The organism is Chlorogloeopsis sp. ULAP02 (assembly GCF_038404745.2).
Lineage (GTDB): Bacteria > Cyanobacteriota > Cyanobacteriia > Cyanobacteriales > Nostocaceae > Chlorogloeopsis.
Window position 1 is genome coordinate 124,692 of the sequence record NZ_JAYKTT020000024.1, and the last position, 16,130, is coordinate 140,821.

Below are 16,130 nucleotides of genomic sequence, written 5' to 3' on the forward strand. Positions count from 1 at the left end.
ATCATAGAAATTTGCTTCGTTATTTCTGTCAAGAAATCTCTAATTTAATTTTCAGTCACAGACAAAAATCACAACTATAAGTTTTAAAATTTGAGTTAAAAAAGAATGTGGTTAAATGTTATTTAAAAATTTAGTAAGCATTGCCATCAAAGTGCTATTACCCGCACTATTAATTCTAGTCTTAACTCTAATTAATTTCTCTAGTAGTAACCAAGCTATAGATATTAAAATACCTAAAATTCAGCAAAGTAATCCTATAATTGTTGAAAATATTAAACCCGGTACAACTAATTGGCAGCTAACTAATCCAGCTACCCGAAGAGAAATAGAAGGTTATGCTTCGCTTACAAGTGTTAATCGCGGTGAAAAAATCAAGTTTTTTGTCAACACAAAAGAGCCAAGCTACACTATAGAAATTTTCCGGATGGGGTGGTATAGAGGCGCAGGAGGGCGACAAATGGCACCTGCGATCGCACGCAAAGCAGTCAAACAACCACCACCAATGGTAGATCAGGCAACAGGGTTAATAGAATGTGATTGGCTAGATCCATACGTATTAAAAATTCCTTCTTCCCAAAACGATCCCACAATTTGGGCTAGCGGTATTTATTTAGCAAAACTAACTGCTAGTATTAGTGGCAAGCAAAGTTACATTATTTTTGTTGTCCGCGATGACAGCCGCTCTTCTGACATCCTCTTTCAATCGAGCGTTACTACTTATCAGGCATATAACAATTGGGGTGGAATGTCCCTTTATCGCTGGAACAGTCGTGGCAAACAAGCATCTAAAGTTTCTTTTAATCGTCCTTATACCATCAGCCCTAATCGCGCTGCCGCCTATGGAGTAGGTGCTGGAGAATTTCTCACCAATTTTCAACCAAAACGACGAACTTCTAGTGCTGGATGGGAATACAATATGCTGCGATGGCTAGAACGAGAGGGCTACGATGTCACTTATAGCACCGACATTGATACCCACGAAAATCATCTAGATCCATATACTGGCAAACCTATGCTGTTACTGCACAAAGCATTTCTTTCTGTCGGGCATGATGAGTATTGGTCGTGGCAAATGCGGCAAAATATTGAAGCGGCTAGAGATGCTGGTGTTAGTCTTGGCTTTTTTTCTGCTAATACCTGTTATTGGCAAATTCGCTTTGAACCTAGTCGAATCGCCCCAGGTATTAACCGCACCATCGTAGCTTACAAAGAAAATGTTGCTTTAGATCCCTATGCTAGAGACACAGATCCAACAAACGATTATTTGATAACGACGCTTTGGCGAAGAAAACCTGTAAATTTCCCAGAAGATGCCTTGATTGGAGTTATGTATGAGACATTTCAGGTAAATGCTGATATAGTTTTCAAGCAAACAGCACCAGATTGGTTGCTTGCAAATACACAATTAAAACCAAGCAATGATCAGGCATTGTTGCGATCAAATAATCGAGAGTCTAAAAAAGAAATACGCTTAGTAGGACTTTTAGGCTATGAAGTTGATCGGATGTTTGGTAATGCTCCTGTCAATACAATTCGTGTTGCCCATTCGCCCTATCGTTACGGACGCCGTATTCGATATGCAGATATAACAGTTTACACTACAAACTCTGGTGCAACAGTATTTGCAACCGGCTCAATACAGTGGAGTTGGGGACTAGATGATTACAATGTGCCAAAGTTACGTCCCTCTGTTTTAAATAATGATGCCCAAGTCATAACGGGCAATGTATTAGCCAAAATGTTAGGAAAATAATATAGAAATGCTTTTTATTCTTTATAATTCTGATGTTGTATCTGGGGCAATGATTTCACCAGTACCCAAATTCAGGATCATATCCTGATCAGTGATCAGCTCACTGAGTTCCTTTACCTGTAAATTCATTTGTTCGCATGCTTTACGCAATTCTCGTGCAAAAGTATTCAAATCATTACCATAACCACATTGGTGAGCAGCAGTTTCAATTCCCTGCTTGGCATTTGCTCTTGCACAATCTACTAGTTCTCTGCCTTGTAATGGTGTTTGAGATGACATATTCGCTTTTATAACTCTTAGGTTTCCCTGTTAGAGTATCAACTATCCAATTTATACTCATCCACCTAATGAAAGGTAAAAATTAAAAGAAAACCAGCCATAAGGGTAGATTTTTGGAGACTGGGGACTGGGGACTAGGAAGAGGGCAAGGGGAAAATCTTTCTCCGTGTCTTTTTATCCCCGCGTCTCCGTGTCTTTTTGCTTCTAACCGTTAACTACGACACCACCATTCGGATGTAATACCTGTCCAGAAATGTAAGAAGCATCATCTGATGCTAAAAACACATAACTGGGTGCAATTTCTTCTGGTTGTCCTGCTCGTTGCATTGGCACTTGTTTACCAAAATTTGCAACTTTATCTTCTGGAAAAGTAGCGGGTATTAAAGGAGTCCAAATTGGGCCGGGTGCGACGGCATTCACACGAATTCCCTTTTCTACTAAACTTTCTGATAGGGAACGAGTAAAGGCAACGATCGCTCCTTTTGTGGAGGAGTAGTCAAGTAGTTGTGGGCTACCTTTATAAGCTGTGACTGAAGTGGTGTTAATGATGGCGCTACCTTCTTTGAGGTGCTTCATCGCTGCTTTTGTTAAGAAAAACATTGAGAAAATATTAGTACGAAAAGTCCGCTCTAATTGCTCTTTACTAATATCTTCGATACTTTTTTGTGGGTGTTGTTCGGCAGCATTATTAACAAGAATATCGAGTTTACCAAACTCATCGACTGTTTGTTGCACCGCCTGCTGACAAAAGGTTTCATCGCCAATATCACCAGCTATGGTTACTGCACGTCGCCCTTGTGCTTCTACTAAATGCTTAGTTTCTTTAGCATCATCGTGTTCATTAAGGTATAAGATAGCTACATCAGCCCCTTCTTTAGCAAAAGCGATCGCTACAGCACGACCAATACCACTATCTCCACCAGTTATTAGTGCTACTTTATCCTTTAACTTGCCACTTCCCTGATACTGTGAATCTTCAGCTTTGGGTTTTGGCGTCATTTCTGATTCAATACCCGGTTGCTGTGCCTGCTGCTGTGGAGGTTGTAGTGTTTGTTCTTCTGGCATATGTTAGTGATTTCCTGAAAATTGACAAAATAGTTATTAGTTAGTGGTTTCGTTGATTCTATGAAAGATTAAAACCGACAATTTATCTTCTAAACCCGCCCGTGCAGTAGTTAGAACTACTAACCAATTACATTTTCAAAACTAAACCTTGGATCGAAAATTCAATCCAAGGTTTAACTTTGCGTTCGCACCCGACTGCCGTTTTTGAGTTAGATTTTTAGCCCCAAATGAAGGTTGTGTGTACCAGTTGCCATCAAAGCAAAAGTACTCCCTAACAGAAGTGCTCCCCACACCTAAGCACGCTCTATATGACAAGGGAACATTACAACACAACTCTACCGCGATGAAGGATTTTTCCTTTCCATCTTTTTACAAAATAGCTCCGATTTTACTGGGATTTATCAGCCTTAAGTTGTAAAACAATATAAGTTATGTCAATCTTAAGAAGTAATTTACTTGATTAAATCTCTGTTCTACTCAGTATTATATTGGCAATAAAACTCACTTTATAATTATGAGTGTTCTGATATCTTTGGAAAGTTAAAAGTAACTTTAAAGACATAAGACTTAAGTATAGACAAATAGCTTATCTCTGAGTGAGGAGTAGTGATTAAGAATTTGCAAAATATTAAGTTATAGAAGTGTTGCATCTCGTCAACATCTAATTATTTATTGAGATATATCTGAGATTAATAAAATTTACTTAGAGAGTAAAGCTGGGGTAGTGCTATGCAAATTGTGAACATTTCTGACGGGAAAGAAACTGACCCTTTTCGACTTCTTCAGTCAACGTTGCGCGATCGCTGGCAAAATATTGAAGGCCCGACAAATAGCGACGTTGATATTTTAGTTGTTCCTTCCCTTAGCATCGATCAGCGAGAACTCAAAAAAGTAGAAGGGTACGAACACTATGAAGAACGCCTTTTATTTTCCTTGATTCGCTTGTGGAACCCACGCAACAGGCTGATTTATGTCACTTCTGTACCACTTCATCCCAGCATCATCGATTATTATTTACAACTGTTGCCAGGAATTCCCTTTTCTCATGCTCGCAATCGCTTACTGCTTCTGTCTACTTACGATTCTTCTCTCAAACCCTTGAGTCAGAAAATATTAGAACGCCCCCGCTTACTCAATCGTATTCGTCAAGCTTTAAGACTAGACAAATCATTTATGATATGCTACAATACGACGCCTTTAGAATCAGAATTATCTTTAAAATTAGGCGTCCCCCTGTATGCTGCCGATCCAAAATTGCAAATTTGGGGAACTAAAAGTGGCAGTAGAGAAATCTTTGCAGAAAGTGGAGTGCCACATCCAGATGGCAGCCAGAGGGTGTGGAGTGTAGATGATTTAGCACAAGCCGCTGCCGAGTTATGGGAGCGCCAACCAACCTTAAAAAGAATGGTGGTAAAGCTCAATGAAGGCATTTCCGGAGAAGGTAACGCGCTTTTAGATTTAAGACCAATTGCTGAACTTGCACCTGATGGTGGTTCTCATGCTCAAAGGGTAGCAGCGATTAGCGATTGTTTCCCCAAACTACGTTTTCAGGCTAAACAAGAAACTTGGGAGAACTTTTCACAACGCATCACAGAGCTAGGAGCAATTGTTGAAGCATTTGTGGAAGGAGAAATTAAGCGATCGCCCAGTGTACAAGGACGGATCACACCTTTAGGCGAAGTAGAAATCCTCTCCACCCACGACCAAATTCTCGGAGGGCCAGATGGACAAATTTATCTTGGCTGTCGTTTTCCTGCTGACAAAACCTATCGGATGCAATTACAACAATTAGGATTGAAAGTTGGCAGAAAACTAGCCGAAAAAGGCGCATTAGAAAGATTTGGAGTAGATTTTATCGCCGTTGATCAAGGAAATGGAGAGTGGGATTTTCAAGCAATAGAAATCAATCTGCGCAAAGGTGGCACCACTCATCCCTTTATGACCCTAAAATTATTAACTAACGGGCGCTATGACCTTTCCACAGGCTTATTTTACTCTCAGCAGGGGCGTCCCAAATATTATATCGCCACCGACAACCTGCACAAAGACCGCTATCAAGGGCTTCTACCCAACGACTTAATGGACATAATTGCCCAACATCGGCTCCACTTTGACACCGGCACCGAAACAGGAACAATATTCCATTTGATGGGTTGTCTTTCTCAATTTGGCAAGTTGGGATTAACCAGCATCGGCGATTCTCCCCAACAAGCAGAAGAGATTTATAATAAAGTCGTCAAAGTTTTAGATGAAGAAACTAGCGGCAATAATAACAATTTCTCCAGTTTCTCAGAATACACTTTTCCTACTACCTGGGATGGATTTAGTTGTTAGTTAGTGGTTAGTAGGGGCGAGTTTTATGATTAAGTTTGAGATAAAATCAAGAATTTATCTTCTAAACCCGCCCGTACAGTGGTTAGTGGTTAATAACCAACTACTACCTACTAACCAATCCCCAATCCCCAATCCCCGATCCTCATTTGTGTATTAGCGGTTGTGTCTAACAAGAGCGCGGTTCACTGCATAAATCCAAACTGCCTACGTCCTTATCCCCAACCTTGGGGAAACAAATTTTGCAACAGCTGTGGTGCGCCCTTAGAGCTGATAGACCGCTATGTGCCTACGGCGCGTTTAGGATCGGGAGGTTTTGCCCAAATTTATACTGTTTGGGATCAAAAAACGCAAACCGAAAAGGTGCTGAAGGTATTGGTGGAAGATTCACCAAAAGCCCTAGAATTATTTGCTCAAGAAGCAGCTGTTTTAAGTTGTCTAAGACATCCGGGTGTTCCCAAAATCGATAGTGATGGTTATTTTCAGCGCTATTGGTCAGATTCTCAAGGACAACTCAACCTGCCTTGTTTAGTCATGGAAAAAATTGACGGGCAGACGTTGGAAAATATTTTACAACACTACTATCCTCAAGGGTGTCCCCAAGAACTAGTGTTTAATTGGTTAACCCAAGCCACAGACATCTTACAGCACTTACATCAACGCAATATCATTCATCGTGACATCAAACCTTCTAACTTAATGTTGCGCAATCCTTCACCATTGGCAGGGGAGCAGTTGGTGCTAATCGATTTTGGCGGGGCAAAACAATTTGAAAAGACAAATATTGGTTCAGAATCGCGATCTACAAAATTATTTTCCACTGGCTACAGCCCTCCAGAACAAATTGCTGGTGTGAATATTGGGCCTGCTGCTGATTTTTATGCCCTCGGTCGGACGATGATTGAATTATTGACGGGCAAACATCCAGCAGATTTAGAAGATCCGCTCACCGGAGAATTTAGTTGGCGTAGGCAAGTCAATATTAATCCACTGTTTGCAGACTTGCTCGATGATATGGTAAGGGAGGACGCGCGATCGCGTCCAGCAAATACAGCCATTCTTCAAAAACGTTTGGCACAAATTTCTGATGCATTTTCCAGCAATGTCAGACAAACTAGCCGTCACATTACTCCTCCTGTACGCACCACTGCACCAGCTCAGATTTCGACATTTTTCTTAGAACTAGAAAAAACTCTTCAACAAGCATTTACTAGTTCTACTAATCTTGTCAGAAAAATTATAGTTTTTATATTTCAGGCAATCTTTCAGTTGATTAGAGCCTGCTTAGATACGATTTGGTCAATGCTTTTGACTTGTATCGGTGCTGGTATTGGTACAATTATTGGCTATTTCTTTGCATATCGGACAACCTGGGGAGCAGAAGTTGGCGAAGTTCTATCTAAGCAACTAACTGTATTACTGGCAAATAATCAACCTGTACTGGGTTCAGAGATTTTGATATTTGCGGGCGCTGGCTTCGGAACTGCATGGGGATTGACAATAGCGGGAGGTTATGGACAAAGACGGCGGTTTTTAGTCGCATCACTTATGGGTATAATCAGCTACAGCTTTGGTTGGTTTATTTTGCAATTATTTACACCCAAAGATAATGGTGAGGGTTTGGTAGGATTGATTTTAGCTGCTGTTTCCCTGTTTACTTTAGGATTAGGTCTTCGCAGCCATCAAATAGTTCATGCTATTATTGCCGCTTTTGGCACTGCCATTCCATTTGCACTTTTGATGAGTTTAAGGCTTTCATCAAGTTTGTTCGACTTATTTCGCCCTACTAATAATTGGGAAGAGTTGTGGCTGAAAATAGCCCTTTTTGGTCTGATTGGTATTTTTATTAGCTTCTGGCTGGGAGTGAGTTATTACTTGGTTGTACCAGGTTTGCGCTTGTTGGGCTGGCGTAAATAAATATCCCCCTTACCGCTATTCCTTGGTTTGGGGGATATTATAATTGGTTGTCTATAGAGTTTTCAGTATAATTCGTTTTCGATGAATCTATTCTAGAAACTACTGTTAATTTTGACTAGCTAAAATACTGGTGTATACCGTACTTTTACAGTTTCTTTATTACGACTTCATACTTAACTATTCCAAATCTAAATAGCCCCTAATTCACTTTTGTAGTGACTGGTCTCGGCAAATTTTTCTTTATGATTGTGGAATTTATTTATAAAATTTTAATATTTTCACTATAAAAGCTTTATGTAATTTTGACTGGTTTTCAAATAACAAGTTACATTATTTTTACAGTTTCTTCATCACTTATTTATACTGACTAATTTTTTGATGAGTCTGATTATGCTAGTGGAACGTAACTTACTTTCAACAACGGGGAAGAACGATCCACTATCATGGATTCGGAGCGATCCATACCTTAACATTTCTTTATCATTAAAAAAGTGCGCGATTGGATTGAAAAATGCTTACCTATATTAAAGATTTAGCAAAAACCCTCGCTCCCCGCTTAATAGAAATTCGCCGTCATATCCATTCTCACCCAGAACTCAGCGGGCAGGAGTACCAAACAGCCGCCTTTGTTGCTGGTGTTTTATCTTCTAACGGGCTTCATGTACGAGAGGGAGTGGGTAAAACTGGTGTAATCGGAGAATTGCAAGGTACTGGTAGAGACGATCGCATCTTGGCAATTCGTACTGATATGGATGCTTTGCCAATTCAAGAACGCACTGGTTTAGAGTTTGCTTCTCGTGTTCAAGGTTTGATGCACGCTTGCGGGCATGATGTTCATACCACAGTGGGTTTAGGAACGGCAATGGTACTAGCTCAAATTGCAGAGGAGTTACCTGGAAAAATACGCTTTTTATTTCAGCCAGCAGAAGAAATTGCTCAAGGTGCCAACTGGATGGTGTCAGATGGAGCAATGGAGAAAGTAAGTGGGGTATTGGGTGTTCATGTTTTTCCCTCCATTCCTGCTGGTTCAATTGGTGTGCGTTACGGAGCCTTAACAGCAGCAGCCGACGATCTAGAAATTATTATCCTTGGAGAATCGGGACATGGTGCTCGTCCCCATGAGGCAATTGATGCAATTTGGATTGCCGCGCAAGTAGTTACTACTGTGCAACAAGCAATTAGTCGAACGCAGAATCCTTTGCGCCCCGTAGTGTTGAGCATCGGGCAGATTAGTGGAGGCAGAGCGCCGAATGTAATTGCTGATCGAGTACAGTTGTTAGGCACTGTGCGATCGCTCCATCCCGAAACTCGTGCTAATTTACCAAACTGGATCGAAAAAATTGTCGCTAGTGTCTGCGATTCTTACGGTGCGAAATACCAAGTGAATTATCGCCAAGGTGTACCTAGCGTTCAAAATGATTACCTTTTAACACAGTTGTTGCAATCAGGAGCAGAAGAAGCTTGGGGAAGCGATCGCGTGCAAGTATTACCCGAACCTTCTCTTGGTGCTGAAGATTTTTCTGTTTATTTAGAAAAAGCTCCCGGTTCTATGTTTCGCTTGGGTGTAGGTTTCCCAGATAGAGTCATTAATTACCCTTTACATCATCCTCAATTTGAAGTTGATGAATCTGCCATCATTACCGGAGTTGTGACTATGGCATATGCGGCTTTTAAATATTGGCAGGTAAACTAACTATTGTCTATAAACCTTTAATCTAAAGTATATTCTTTTTAACTCGTACTTAAGAGAAAAAGCTGTATTGATTCTCTTTTTAGCGGGTTTTTAACCATGAGTTAAGTTAGGTAAATTATCATGAGATTTACTAATGATTTTCGTAACATAGAACATACAAGCTAAAAATTTATAACTTTTCCTACTAGGACTGTACTTAAAAAATAAAAACAAAAGGTTTTTTCATATCCAATACTTTTAAAGGATCGAGGATGTGAGCATGAGTGTAATAACTAAATTAAAAGATGCAGTCAAAGTTATCTTACCAGAACGCATTGTTTGGCGAATGCAAAGTCTTCTACATGAGATGGCAACTCGAAGATTACGCGGATTAGATTTTCATTTAAATCATCCAGATCGAGTGATACTTGAAGATAACATTATCCCTTACTTTGTTGCTTGTAGTGAATTCAATAAAATTCTTTTTGTAGGTTGTGAATGGTTCACAAAACCATACGGAAAATACTTTAAAAATAAAGAGTACTGGACAATAGAAATTGATTCGCGTAAAGCCAAATATGGGTCAAAAAAACATCACATTATAGACGCACTCCAAAATCTAAGCAATTATGTTGAAAATAATTATTTTGATCTCATCTTTTACAATGGTGTCTTTGGATTTGGTATCAATACTAAGGAGGATACAGAAGAATCTTTTTGGCAGTGTTTTAAATGTTTACGCCCCGGTGGAGTTTTAGTGTTTGGTTGGAATGATAAGCCTGAGTTTAAACCTTTTCCTGTGATTGAAGAATGTGAGAATTTAAAGAGATTTAAACCATATATTTTTCCTCCTCTTGCAGCTACAGAATATACAGTCGAGGATGATCGCTTTCAATATGGACACAGATTTAACTTTTACATTAAACCTGTGAGTTCGTAAGCACAGATAATAAGAATTTTTGCCACTCTCGTGCTTGCAATTAGACAAAAATCCCGACACCTAGTATCGACTAGTGTCGGGAGTCATAAAAACCCAGCAAGTGTTATTAAGTACTAAAATCACATTCGGATATTAAAACTCAGTAGGTGAGGAAAAAGGCAAAACATTTTCACCTTTTACCTTTCTTGGCTGCGATTACTTTGCTATTAAGAAAACAAAGCCATATTACTTAGATGCCGCACCCTGTTTACCCAGTTTTTCTTGAATTTTTTGTTTTGCAGCTTTGAATTGGGTAGCCAGTTGCTCGCTTTGTTCACTGCTTAGGTTATTACGAATAGCAGCGAACATTGTGCTTTCTTCTTGACGAATATGATCGCCCACAGCATCCATTAGCTGTCTAACTTTATCTTTGAACTGAGATGAAGAAGGATCAATGGCCTTAATTTCATCTAGCATCCGCTTCATTTCAGCTTGCTCATCATACAACTCTTGAGTATCACCTTCACCGTAGAAAGGACGTACTCTTGGGTAGACAACTTCTTCTTCAGCTTCAGCGTGAGCAGTTAGATCCTTGTAAATTTGACCGAAGTATTCTTGGATCTTTTGTGGATCGTTGCTTGCCAACAGTTCAGTAAACAAGGTATTTACCTTATTATGATCCAGGCGGATAACATCCTGAATATTCATATCACTCTTATCAGAGCTTTGGGTAACAGCACTACCGAATACACCGCTCAATGCTGCCATTGCGTCTTGCACGCGTCCCCAGATACCTTGATCTGCTTCTTGTCCAGTCAACTCACGAACACCCAAAACCTCTAAAATACCTTTGAGTTGCTCTTGGTGAGCGCGATTTTCAAAGTTTACAGTATTTAAAGGCCCAATTGCCATCATTACATCGGCACCAACTTTTTGAGCTGCCTTATGAATTGTTAAGCCAGACATTACTTGTTGGTGCTTGAGCAATTCATGCTGAAATACTTTTTCGTATAAATTCAATTCAGAGCCTTGCATCAATTGCTGAACTTTTTTAACCATCTCTGAAACGGTTTTGTCAGGCTCGGCTTGAATTCCGTACTGCACATTCACAGTTTCCAGAATGCCCATATTCTTATTGTCATCATCGAGCATTTTCTGGATGCGATCGCGAATTTCATTATCAGAAACTTCTTTCAAAAATTGTTGTTCATTTGCAATCAACAATTTTTGAATTTCTTTCATATCTGCCAACTTTTTGGCAATAGCAGTACGCTTAGTATCATCTAAAGTTGTTACCATCTTGAGTTCTCCTCTAACAAACTTAAATTGTTTGTGTTTTAGACAATTTCAGAGTGACATATTACTTCACATCGCTCCATCTTTCTTTTGAGCGATAACCCTGAAACCAAGGATATAAAAATTTCAATTTTCAGGATAATTTTTACAAGCGAATCGCATTTATACTTTTAGGTAGATAACTGCTAAAACGACACTCCATCGCCGGGTAGATAAATTTTTATTTTTGCTTTTCTAGATTGACTTCAGGATATTTAAAGAGAGGAGCTCCTATCATAATGTCAGAAAATCCTGGGCTAGGAGAGCAGGCGCTAAATAAAGCCGCAGAAGTAGGGTTATCTAGCCAATTAGATGAAGTAGAAAATTTAGATGTAAACATCAAAGCTGAACCTTTAAATTTAGTTCAGGGGCAGGTAGAGGGAGTCTCTATAGAAGGTGATGGTTTGGTAATGCAGCAAGATTTGCGTATAGAGGAACTAGATATGGATATTGATAGCGTTGCTATCAATCCTCTGAGTGCAGCTTTTGGCAAAATTGAATTAACCAAACCTACCCAAGGTAAGGCACGGGTTGTCTTAACCGAAGCAGATATCAACCGTGCTTTCAACTCCGAGTATGTTCGCTCGCAACTGCAAACTCAGAAAATTCATGTAAATGGCAAATTAACAACATTTGTCCCTCAAAATGTGGAATTTCGCTTACCTGGAGAAGAGAAAGTAGCATTGAACGCTACTTTACTTTTAAAAGAAAGTCAACAAACTGAAAAAGTCGCCTTTTCAGCAATACCCCGTGTTAATGAAAGCGGACAAACAGTGACTTTAGAAAATGTTGAATATGGTGAAAATCAGGAAGCATCACCAGAACTGACAAAAGCTTTAGTGGATGCTACTAGCGAAATTTTGGATTTGAGAAACTTCGATTTAGAAGGCATGAGTCTACGGGTTAAAAATTTAGAGGTGGAAGTAGGCAAAATCATACTGCAAGCCGAAGCTGATGTTGAGCAAATTCCTTCGGCTTAATTTATGAATCCCTAAAATGTGCAAACCCTTCTACTTTGGTGCAGTTACTTACACCAAATTACGGAGAAACTTTTTAAGTCTGTTATTACTCGGAGTATAAAGAAATTATGGAAACTCAAGAAAGAAATACAACCCCTTATCCCAATATTCCTGCTTTTTTAGAAAGTGACGATAGAGAATTTCGTGATACTGGTGTACCTAGCACTGTTGCGATCGCAGGGCATCCTATCCACCCTATTCTTGTTCAATTCCCAATTGCATTTCTTGTTGGAGCGCTGTTAACTGATGTCGCTTTCTGGCTGACTGATGACACTTTCTGGGCAAGAGCCTCTTATTGGCTGATACTCGGTGGATTGGTAGGCGGAATTGCAGCAGCCCTAACCGGTATTCTCGACTTTTTGAGAATAGGGCGAGTTCGCAAACGCACAGCTGGCTGGGCGCACCTAATATTGAATGTAAGTGCTTTGGTACTGACAATTATTAACTTGGTATTACGCTGGAATAATCCAGTTATGCCCATATTACCTTGGGGACTTGTAATTTCAGTCATTGTAGCTTCGCTTCTTGGCGTTTCTGGTTGGTATGGTGGTGAATTAGTTTATAGACATAAAATTTCTGTGATTGGCAACGGCAACCCAGAGCAACCATAGCGATCATTCGAGATAGGGGATAGGGAACAGGGAATAGGAATAAGGATTCTTTTTATCTCCCTACTCCTGTTGTAGTCTAGGTTGTTCATATTGCACCAAGTCGCTACGCGCAAGAGCGTAGCTACGGCGTATCCGTTGGTAGGCAGAAGAAGTAAGATTTTCATTCCCTCGTTGTGTGATTTATCACAGAATAGTCTTATACCTATGGTGTTAAAGAAAACACAAAACACTTATATTCTCCTCTCCTTGCTCATCGTGGTTGCGATGGGCTTTTTCTTTAAGTACTACAATGACCCAGCCCATCAGTTCAATGGTTTAATGATTACAGAGCCACTGTATTTCTGAAATACTTTAGTGTTTATTTGCCTTCTGCTTCTTCCGTAACTCAGCAGCTACTATTCAAATTCCTGTGTGGATTTTGATCATTACCTGCATACTAGAATTTTTGCAGTTGTTGCACCCACCCTTCGTTAGAGCAGTTTCGCGCTACGTTATTAGGTAAATGGTTACTTGGTACCAACTTTATTTGGTGGGATTTTTCTGATGATGCATGGGGTTGTTTGTTAAGTTGGTTGTGGCTGCGCCTATTACTACGAAGAAGTGATGCAAAAAAAAGTCAGAGTTAAGCCAAATTCTAAAATTCAAAAAATAGAGGAAGAAGCTGACGGGAGCTTAACTGTACATTTAAAATCTCCCCCAGTAGATGGTAAAGCTAATCAAGAGTTAATTAAAGTTTTGGCAGAGAAATTTAATATACCAAAAAATAGCATCAGAATTAAATCTGGTTTTAATTCCCGGCAAAAGTTAATTGAAATTAATAAATAAAGATATTGATGTTAAAAACACTCATTAGCCAGAATATCTGACGGTTAATAGCTGTTTAATTATTAGCTATTAGTATTCATAAGTACAAGCAAGCGCAATTTAGATTAGAGATTATTACTAGCTCTTACTTAAACAAAAACTCGTTACCTAATCTATATAAGGAAACGAGTTATTGAAGTTTATTCTTGTTAAATACAATACTTAGATTCTTCAGTAATACTAATATAACCCGGCTGTGCTTTAACCCTCTCAATCCAAGTTTGGATACCAGGGAATTGTGTCAAATCAAACCCACCTTCATGGGCTACATGAGTATATGCAAACAAAGCAATATCTGCGATCGTATAACGCTCTCCAACAAAATAATTATGAGTCTGCAAATAACTTTCCATCAAGTTAAGTGCTGCATAACCAGGTTGACTTTTTTGCTCTATAGCTTCTTTATATTTTTCACCTTTGCCTAGTATACTAATCCAAAATCTAGATGTAGCAATGAAAGGTTCATGGCTGTTCTGTTCAAAAAATAACCACTGTAGCACTTGCGCTCGTAATAAACGGTCATAAGGTAAAAATTCTGTCCCTTCACTGAGATAAATTAAGATGGCATTTGATTCTGCCAAGTATTTACCTGGTTCAATTTCTAGCAACGGAATTTTCCCAGCTGGATTTTTGCTTAAAAACTCAGGCGTTCTAGACTCTCCTTTCAATATATTGACCTCTACCCTCTCAAATGGCATACCAATTTGCGATAATAAAAGACGTATCTTGTAGCCGTTACCCGAAGGTAAAAAATCGTACAGACGCAGCGTTTCCATGCCTATTAATTTTGAGATTAAGGTTGCAATTAAACATAATGAATTAACATACAATATATTTACAAAAAAACAAATAAAGAGAATAAAAATTTTAGAAATGCTGTTTTTGACTACACTAATAAAATCTCTAAAAAGTAAATTGATGAAAGTATTATTTTTAGCATTGACAAGTTTAATTTTGAAATTAGTAGAGTATCAAAATAATGTGTGGAAGATTTACTTTAAGCGTTATTCCAGAGGTTTTAGCTCAAGCTTTCCATCTTGAACAAGTTCCAGATATAGAGCCGCAATATAACATTGCACCTACGCAAATGGTGGGGACAGTTTTATCTAACTCCCAAAACCACAAGCGAGAATTTCAGCGGTTGCGTTGGGGATTGATTCCTTCATGGGCAAAAGACTCAAGTATGGGAGCTAAACTAATTAACGCCAGAGCAGAAACAGTAGCAGAAAAACCTGCTTTTCGCTCTGCTTTTAAGCACCGACGTTGTCTGGTGGTGGCAGATGGTTTTTACGAATGGCAAAAGCAAGATGGCAAAAAACAGCCTTACTATTTTCGCCTTCAGAATGGGCAACCCTTTGGCTTTGCTGGGTTGTGGGAAGAGTGGGAATCTCCCCAAAAGCAACAGATTAAATCCTGTACAATTTTGACAACCCAAGCCAACGATTTAGTGCAACCACTCCACGATCGCATGCCCGTCATTCTTACCGAGCAGGATTACGAGATGTGGCTAAATTGCCAAATGCAAGAACCAGAAGCATTACAGCAGCTATTACAGCCCTACCACTCTCAGGAAATGGTTGGCTACCCAGTTAGCACCTTAGTGAACAATCCCAAGCACAACAGTTCGGAATGTATTATTCGGCTTAACACGGAGAATGCTCCTGTAAATCGGTTAAATTAACTATTGAGTCATAAAGGCACGAATCCAACAGCACTTTTAGCCATTAGCCGAACATATATAGAGAGGCACCTATGCCAAGAACTCAGAAAAACGATAACTTTATCGATAAATCTTTTACAGTCATGGCAGATCTGATCTTGAAGCTCCTGCCAGCGAATCAAAAGGCGAAAGAAGCCTTTGCTTATTACCGAGATGGAATGTCAGCGCAGTCAGAAGGTGAATATGCCGAAGCTCTAGACAACTACAAAGAAGCTTTAAAACTAGAGGAAGATGTTCAAGATCGGAGTTTTATTCTTTACAATATGGGTCTAATTCATGCTAGCAACGGCGAGCATCAGCAAGCTTTAGAGCTATATCATCAAGCACTTGAATGTAATCCCCGTTTACCTCAAGCTTTAAACAACATCGCCGTGATCTACCACTACATGGGAGAAAAAGCCAAGGAAGCAGGAGACGAAGACGGAGGGGAAGCTTTATTTGATAAAGCTGCTGATTATTGGATTAGAGCCATTCGTATGGCTCCCAATAACTACATCGAAGCCCAAAACTGGCTGAAAACTACAGGGCGAATGCAAATAGACGTATTCTTTTAGTCATTCGTAGGGGCGGATTTAAAAGATAAATTGTCAGTTTCAATCGAAAGATAATCAATAAAACCCGCCCTTACAGTAGCCATTAGCCATT

The 16,130-nt window shown here is 39.5% G+C and carries 14 protein-coding genes and 1 pseudogene; 11 read left to right on the forward strand and 4 right to left on the reverse strand.

All coding sequences use genetic code 11. The annotated features are described in order from the left end of the window. Positions 1 to 115: 115 nt before the first annotated feature. Positions 116 to 1,753, forward strand: coding sequence for a N,N-dimethylformamidase beta subunit family domain-containing protein (locus tag U2718_RS12605; protein WP_341998439.1), 1,638 nt, complete (start codon positions 116 to 118; stop codon positions 1,751 to 1,753). Positions 1,754 to 1,774: 21 nt separating this feature from the next. Here U2718_RS12605 and U2718_RS12610 read toward each other — a convergent pair whose 3' ends face one another. Continuing rightward, positions 1,775 to 2,032: a hypothetical protein gene (locus U2718_RS12610; protein WP_341998441.1), complete on the reverse strand. Its 258-nt coding sequence runs from the start codon at positions 2,030 to 2,032 to the stop codon at positions 1,775 to 1,777. Between the two features lie 204 nt (positions 2,033 to 2,236). Beyond that, complete coding sequence (locus tag U2718_RS12615) at positions 2,237 to 3,097, reverse strand: SDR family oxidoreductase (RefSeq protein WP_341998443.1); 861 nt, start codon at positions 3,095 to 3,097, stop codon at positions 2,237 to 2,239. Between the two features lie 729 nt (positions 3,098 to 3,826). Between U2718_RS12615 and U2718_RS12620 the strand changes: the two genes are divergently transcribed. From U2718_RS12620 to U2718_RS12635, 4 genes are all read left to right on the forward strand, one after another. Continuing rightward, on the forward strand, positions 3,827 to 5,431 hold the full coding sequence (locus tag U2718_RS12620; protein WP_341998445.1) for a peptide ligase PGM1-related protein: 1,605 nt from the start codon (positions 3,827 to 3,829) through the stop codon (positions 5,429 to 5,431). Positions 5,432 to 5,593: 162 nt separating this feature from the next. Next, the gene (locus tag U2718_RS12625; RefSeq protein ID WP_341998447.1) at positions 5,594 to 7,345 is read left to right on the forward strand and encodes a serine/threonine-protein kinase; all 1,752 of its coding nucleotides are present in this window, start codon (positions 5,594 to 5,596) and stop codon (positions 7,343 to 7,345) included. Positions 7,346 to 7,856: 511 nt separating this feature from the next. Further along, entirely contained in the window at positions 7,857 to 9,038 is a 1,182-nt protein-coding gene (locus tag U2718_RS12630) for a M20 family metallopeptidase (RefSeq protein WP_341998449.1), read from the forward strand. Positions 9,039 to 9,297: 259 nt separating this feature from the next. Next, positions 9,298 to 9,957, forward strand: coding sequence for a class I SAM-dependent methyltransferase (locus U2718_RS12635; RefSeq protein WP_341998451.1), 660 nt, complete (start codon positions 9,298 to 9,300; stop codon positions 9,955 to 9,957). Positions 9,958 to 10,182: 225 nt separating this feature from the next. Here U2718_RS12635 and U2718_RS12640 read toward each other — a convergent pair whose 3' ends face one another. Further along, positions 10,183 to 11,235 (reverse strand): hemerythrin domain-containing protein, encoded by a 1,053-nt coding sequence (locus U2718_RS12640; protein ID WP_341998453.1) that lies wholly within the window; start codon positions 11,233 to 11,235, stop codon positions 10,183 to 10,185. A 275-nt stretch (positions 11,236 to 11,510) separates the two neighbouring features. Between U2718_RS12640 and U2718_RS12645 the strand changes: the two genes are divergently transcribed. The 4 genes and pseudogenes from U2718_RS12645 to U2718_RS12660 all read left to right on the forward strand — a co-directional run bounded on the left by U2718_RS12645 (position 11,511) and on the right by U2718_RS12660 (position 13,726). Further along, a complete protein-coding gene (locus tag U2718_RS12645) occupies positions 11,511 to 12,251 on the forward strand; it encodes a DUF2993 domain-containing protein (RefSeq protein ID WP_341998455.1) in 741 nt (246 codons plus the stop codon). Positions 12,252 to 12,358: 107 nt separating this feature from the next. Then, positions 12,359 to 12,901: a DUF2231 domain-containing protein gene (locus U2718_RS12650; RefSeq protein WP_341998457.1), complete on the forward strand. Its 543-nt coding sequence runs from the start codon at positions 12,359 to 12,361 to the stop codon at positions 12,899 to 12,901. 204 nt (positions 12,902 to 13,105) lie between these two features. Beyond that, positions 13,106 to 13,527 (forward strand): annotated as a pseudogene (locus U2718_RS12655) (DUF2809 domain-containing protein). Then, entirely contained in the window at positions 13,505 to 13,726 is a 222-nt protein-coding gene (locus U2718_RS12660) for a DUF167 domain-containing protein (RefSeq protein ID WP_341998459.1), read from the forward strand. Before U2718_RS12655 ends, U2718_RS12660 begins: the two are co-directional and overlap by 23 nt. 188 nt (positions 13,727 to 13,914) lie before the next feature. Here U2718_RS12660 and U2718_RS12665 read toward each other — a convergent pair whose 3' ends face one another. Then, entirely contained in the window at positions 13,915 to 14,541 is a 627-nt protein-coding gene (locus U2718_RS12665) for a glutathione S-transferase family protein (RefSeq protein ID WP_341998463.1), read from the reverse strand. Positions 14,542 to 14,744: 203 nt separating this feature from the next. Between U2718_RS12665 and U2718_RS12670 the strand changes: the two genes are divergently transcribed. Further along, a complete protein-coding gene (locus U2718_RS12670; RefSeq protein WP_341998465.1) occupies positions 14,745 to 15,446 on the forward strand; it encodes an SOS response-associated peptidase in 702 nt (233 codons plus the stop codon). 71 nt (positions 15,447 to 15,517) lie between these two features. Further along, positions 15,518 to 16,039, forward strand: a complete 522-nt coding sequence (locus tag U2718_RS12675) for a photosystem I assembly protein Ycf3 (protein ID WP_341998467.1) — start codon at positions 15,518 to 15,520, stop codon at positions 16,037 to 16,039. The last annotated feature ends 91 nt before the right edge of the window (positions 16,040 to 16,130 follow it).

Excerpts from the sequence above, each read along its gene's own strand:
- U2718_RS12605 (WP_341998439.1), top strand. The coding sequence starts at position 116 with ATGTTATTTAAAAATTTAGTAAGCATTGCCATCAAAGTGCTATTACCC.
- U2718_RS12610 (WP_341998441.1), bottom strand. The coding sequence starts at position 2,032 with ATGTCATCTCAAACACCATTACAAGGCAGAGAACTAGTAGATTGTGCA.
- U2718_RS12615 (WP_341998443.1), bottom strand. The coding sequence starts at position 3,097 with ATGCCAGAAGAACAAACACTACAACCTCCACAGCAGCAGGCACAGCAA.
- U2718_RS12620 (WP_341998445.1), top strand. The coding sequence starts at position 3,827 with ATGCAAATTGTGAACATTTCTGACGGGAAAGAAACTGACCCTTTTCGA.
- U2718_RS12630 (WP_341998449.1), top strand. The coding sequence starts at position 7,857 with ATGCTTACCTATATTAAAGATTTAGCAAAAACCCTCGCTCCCCGCTTA.
- U2718_RS12635 (WP_341998451.1), top strand. The coding sequence starts at position 9,298 with ATGAGTGTAATAACTAAATTAAAAGATGCAGTCAAAGTTATCTTACCA.
- U2718_RS12640 (WP_341998453.1), bottom strand. The coding sequence starts at position 11,235 with ATGGTAACAACTTTAGATGATACTAAGCGTACTGCTATTGCCAAAAAG.
- U2718_RS12645 (WP_341998455.1), top strand. The coding sequence starts at position 11,511 with ATGTCAGAAAATCCTGGGCTAGGAGAGCAGGCGCTAAATAAAGCCGCA.
- U2718_RS12650 (WP_341998457.1), top strand. The coding sequence starts at position 12,359 with ATGGAAACTCAAGAAAGAAATACAACCCCTTATCCCAATATTCCTGCT.
- U2718_RS12660 (WP_341998459.1), top strand. The coding sequence starts at position 13,505 with ATGCAAAAAAAAGTCAGAGTTAAGCCAAATTCTAAAATTCAAAAAATA.
- U2718_RS12665 (WP_341998463.1), bottom strand. The coding sequence starts at position 14,541 with ATGGAAACGCTGCGTCTGTACGATTTTTTACCTTCGGGTAACGGCTAC.
- U2718_RS12670 (WP_341998465.1), top strand. The coding sequence starts at position 14,745 with ATGTGTGGAAGATTTACTTTAAGCGTTATTCCAGAGGTTTTAGCTCAA.
- U2718_RS12675 (WP_341998467.1), top strand. The coding sequence starts at position 15,518 with ATGCCAAGAACTCAGAAAAACGATAACTTTATCGATAAATCTTTTACA.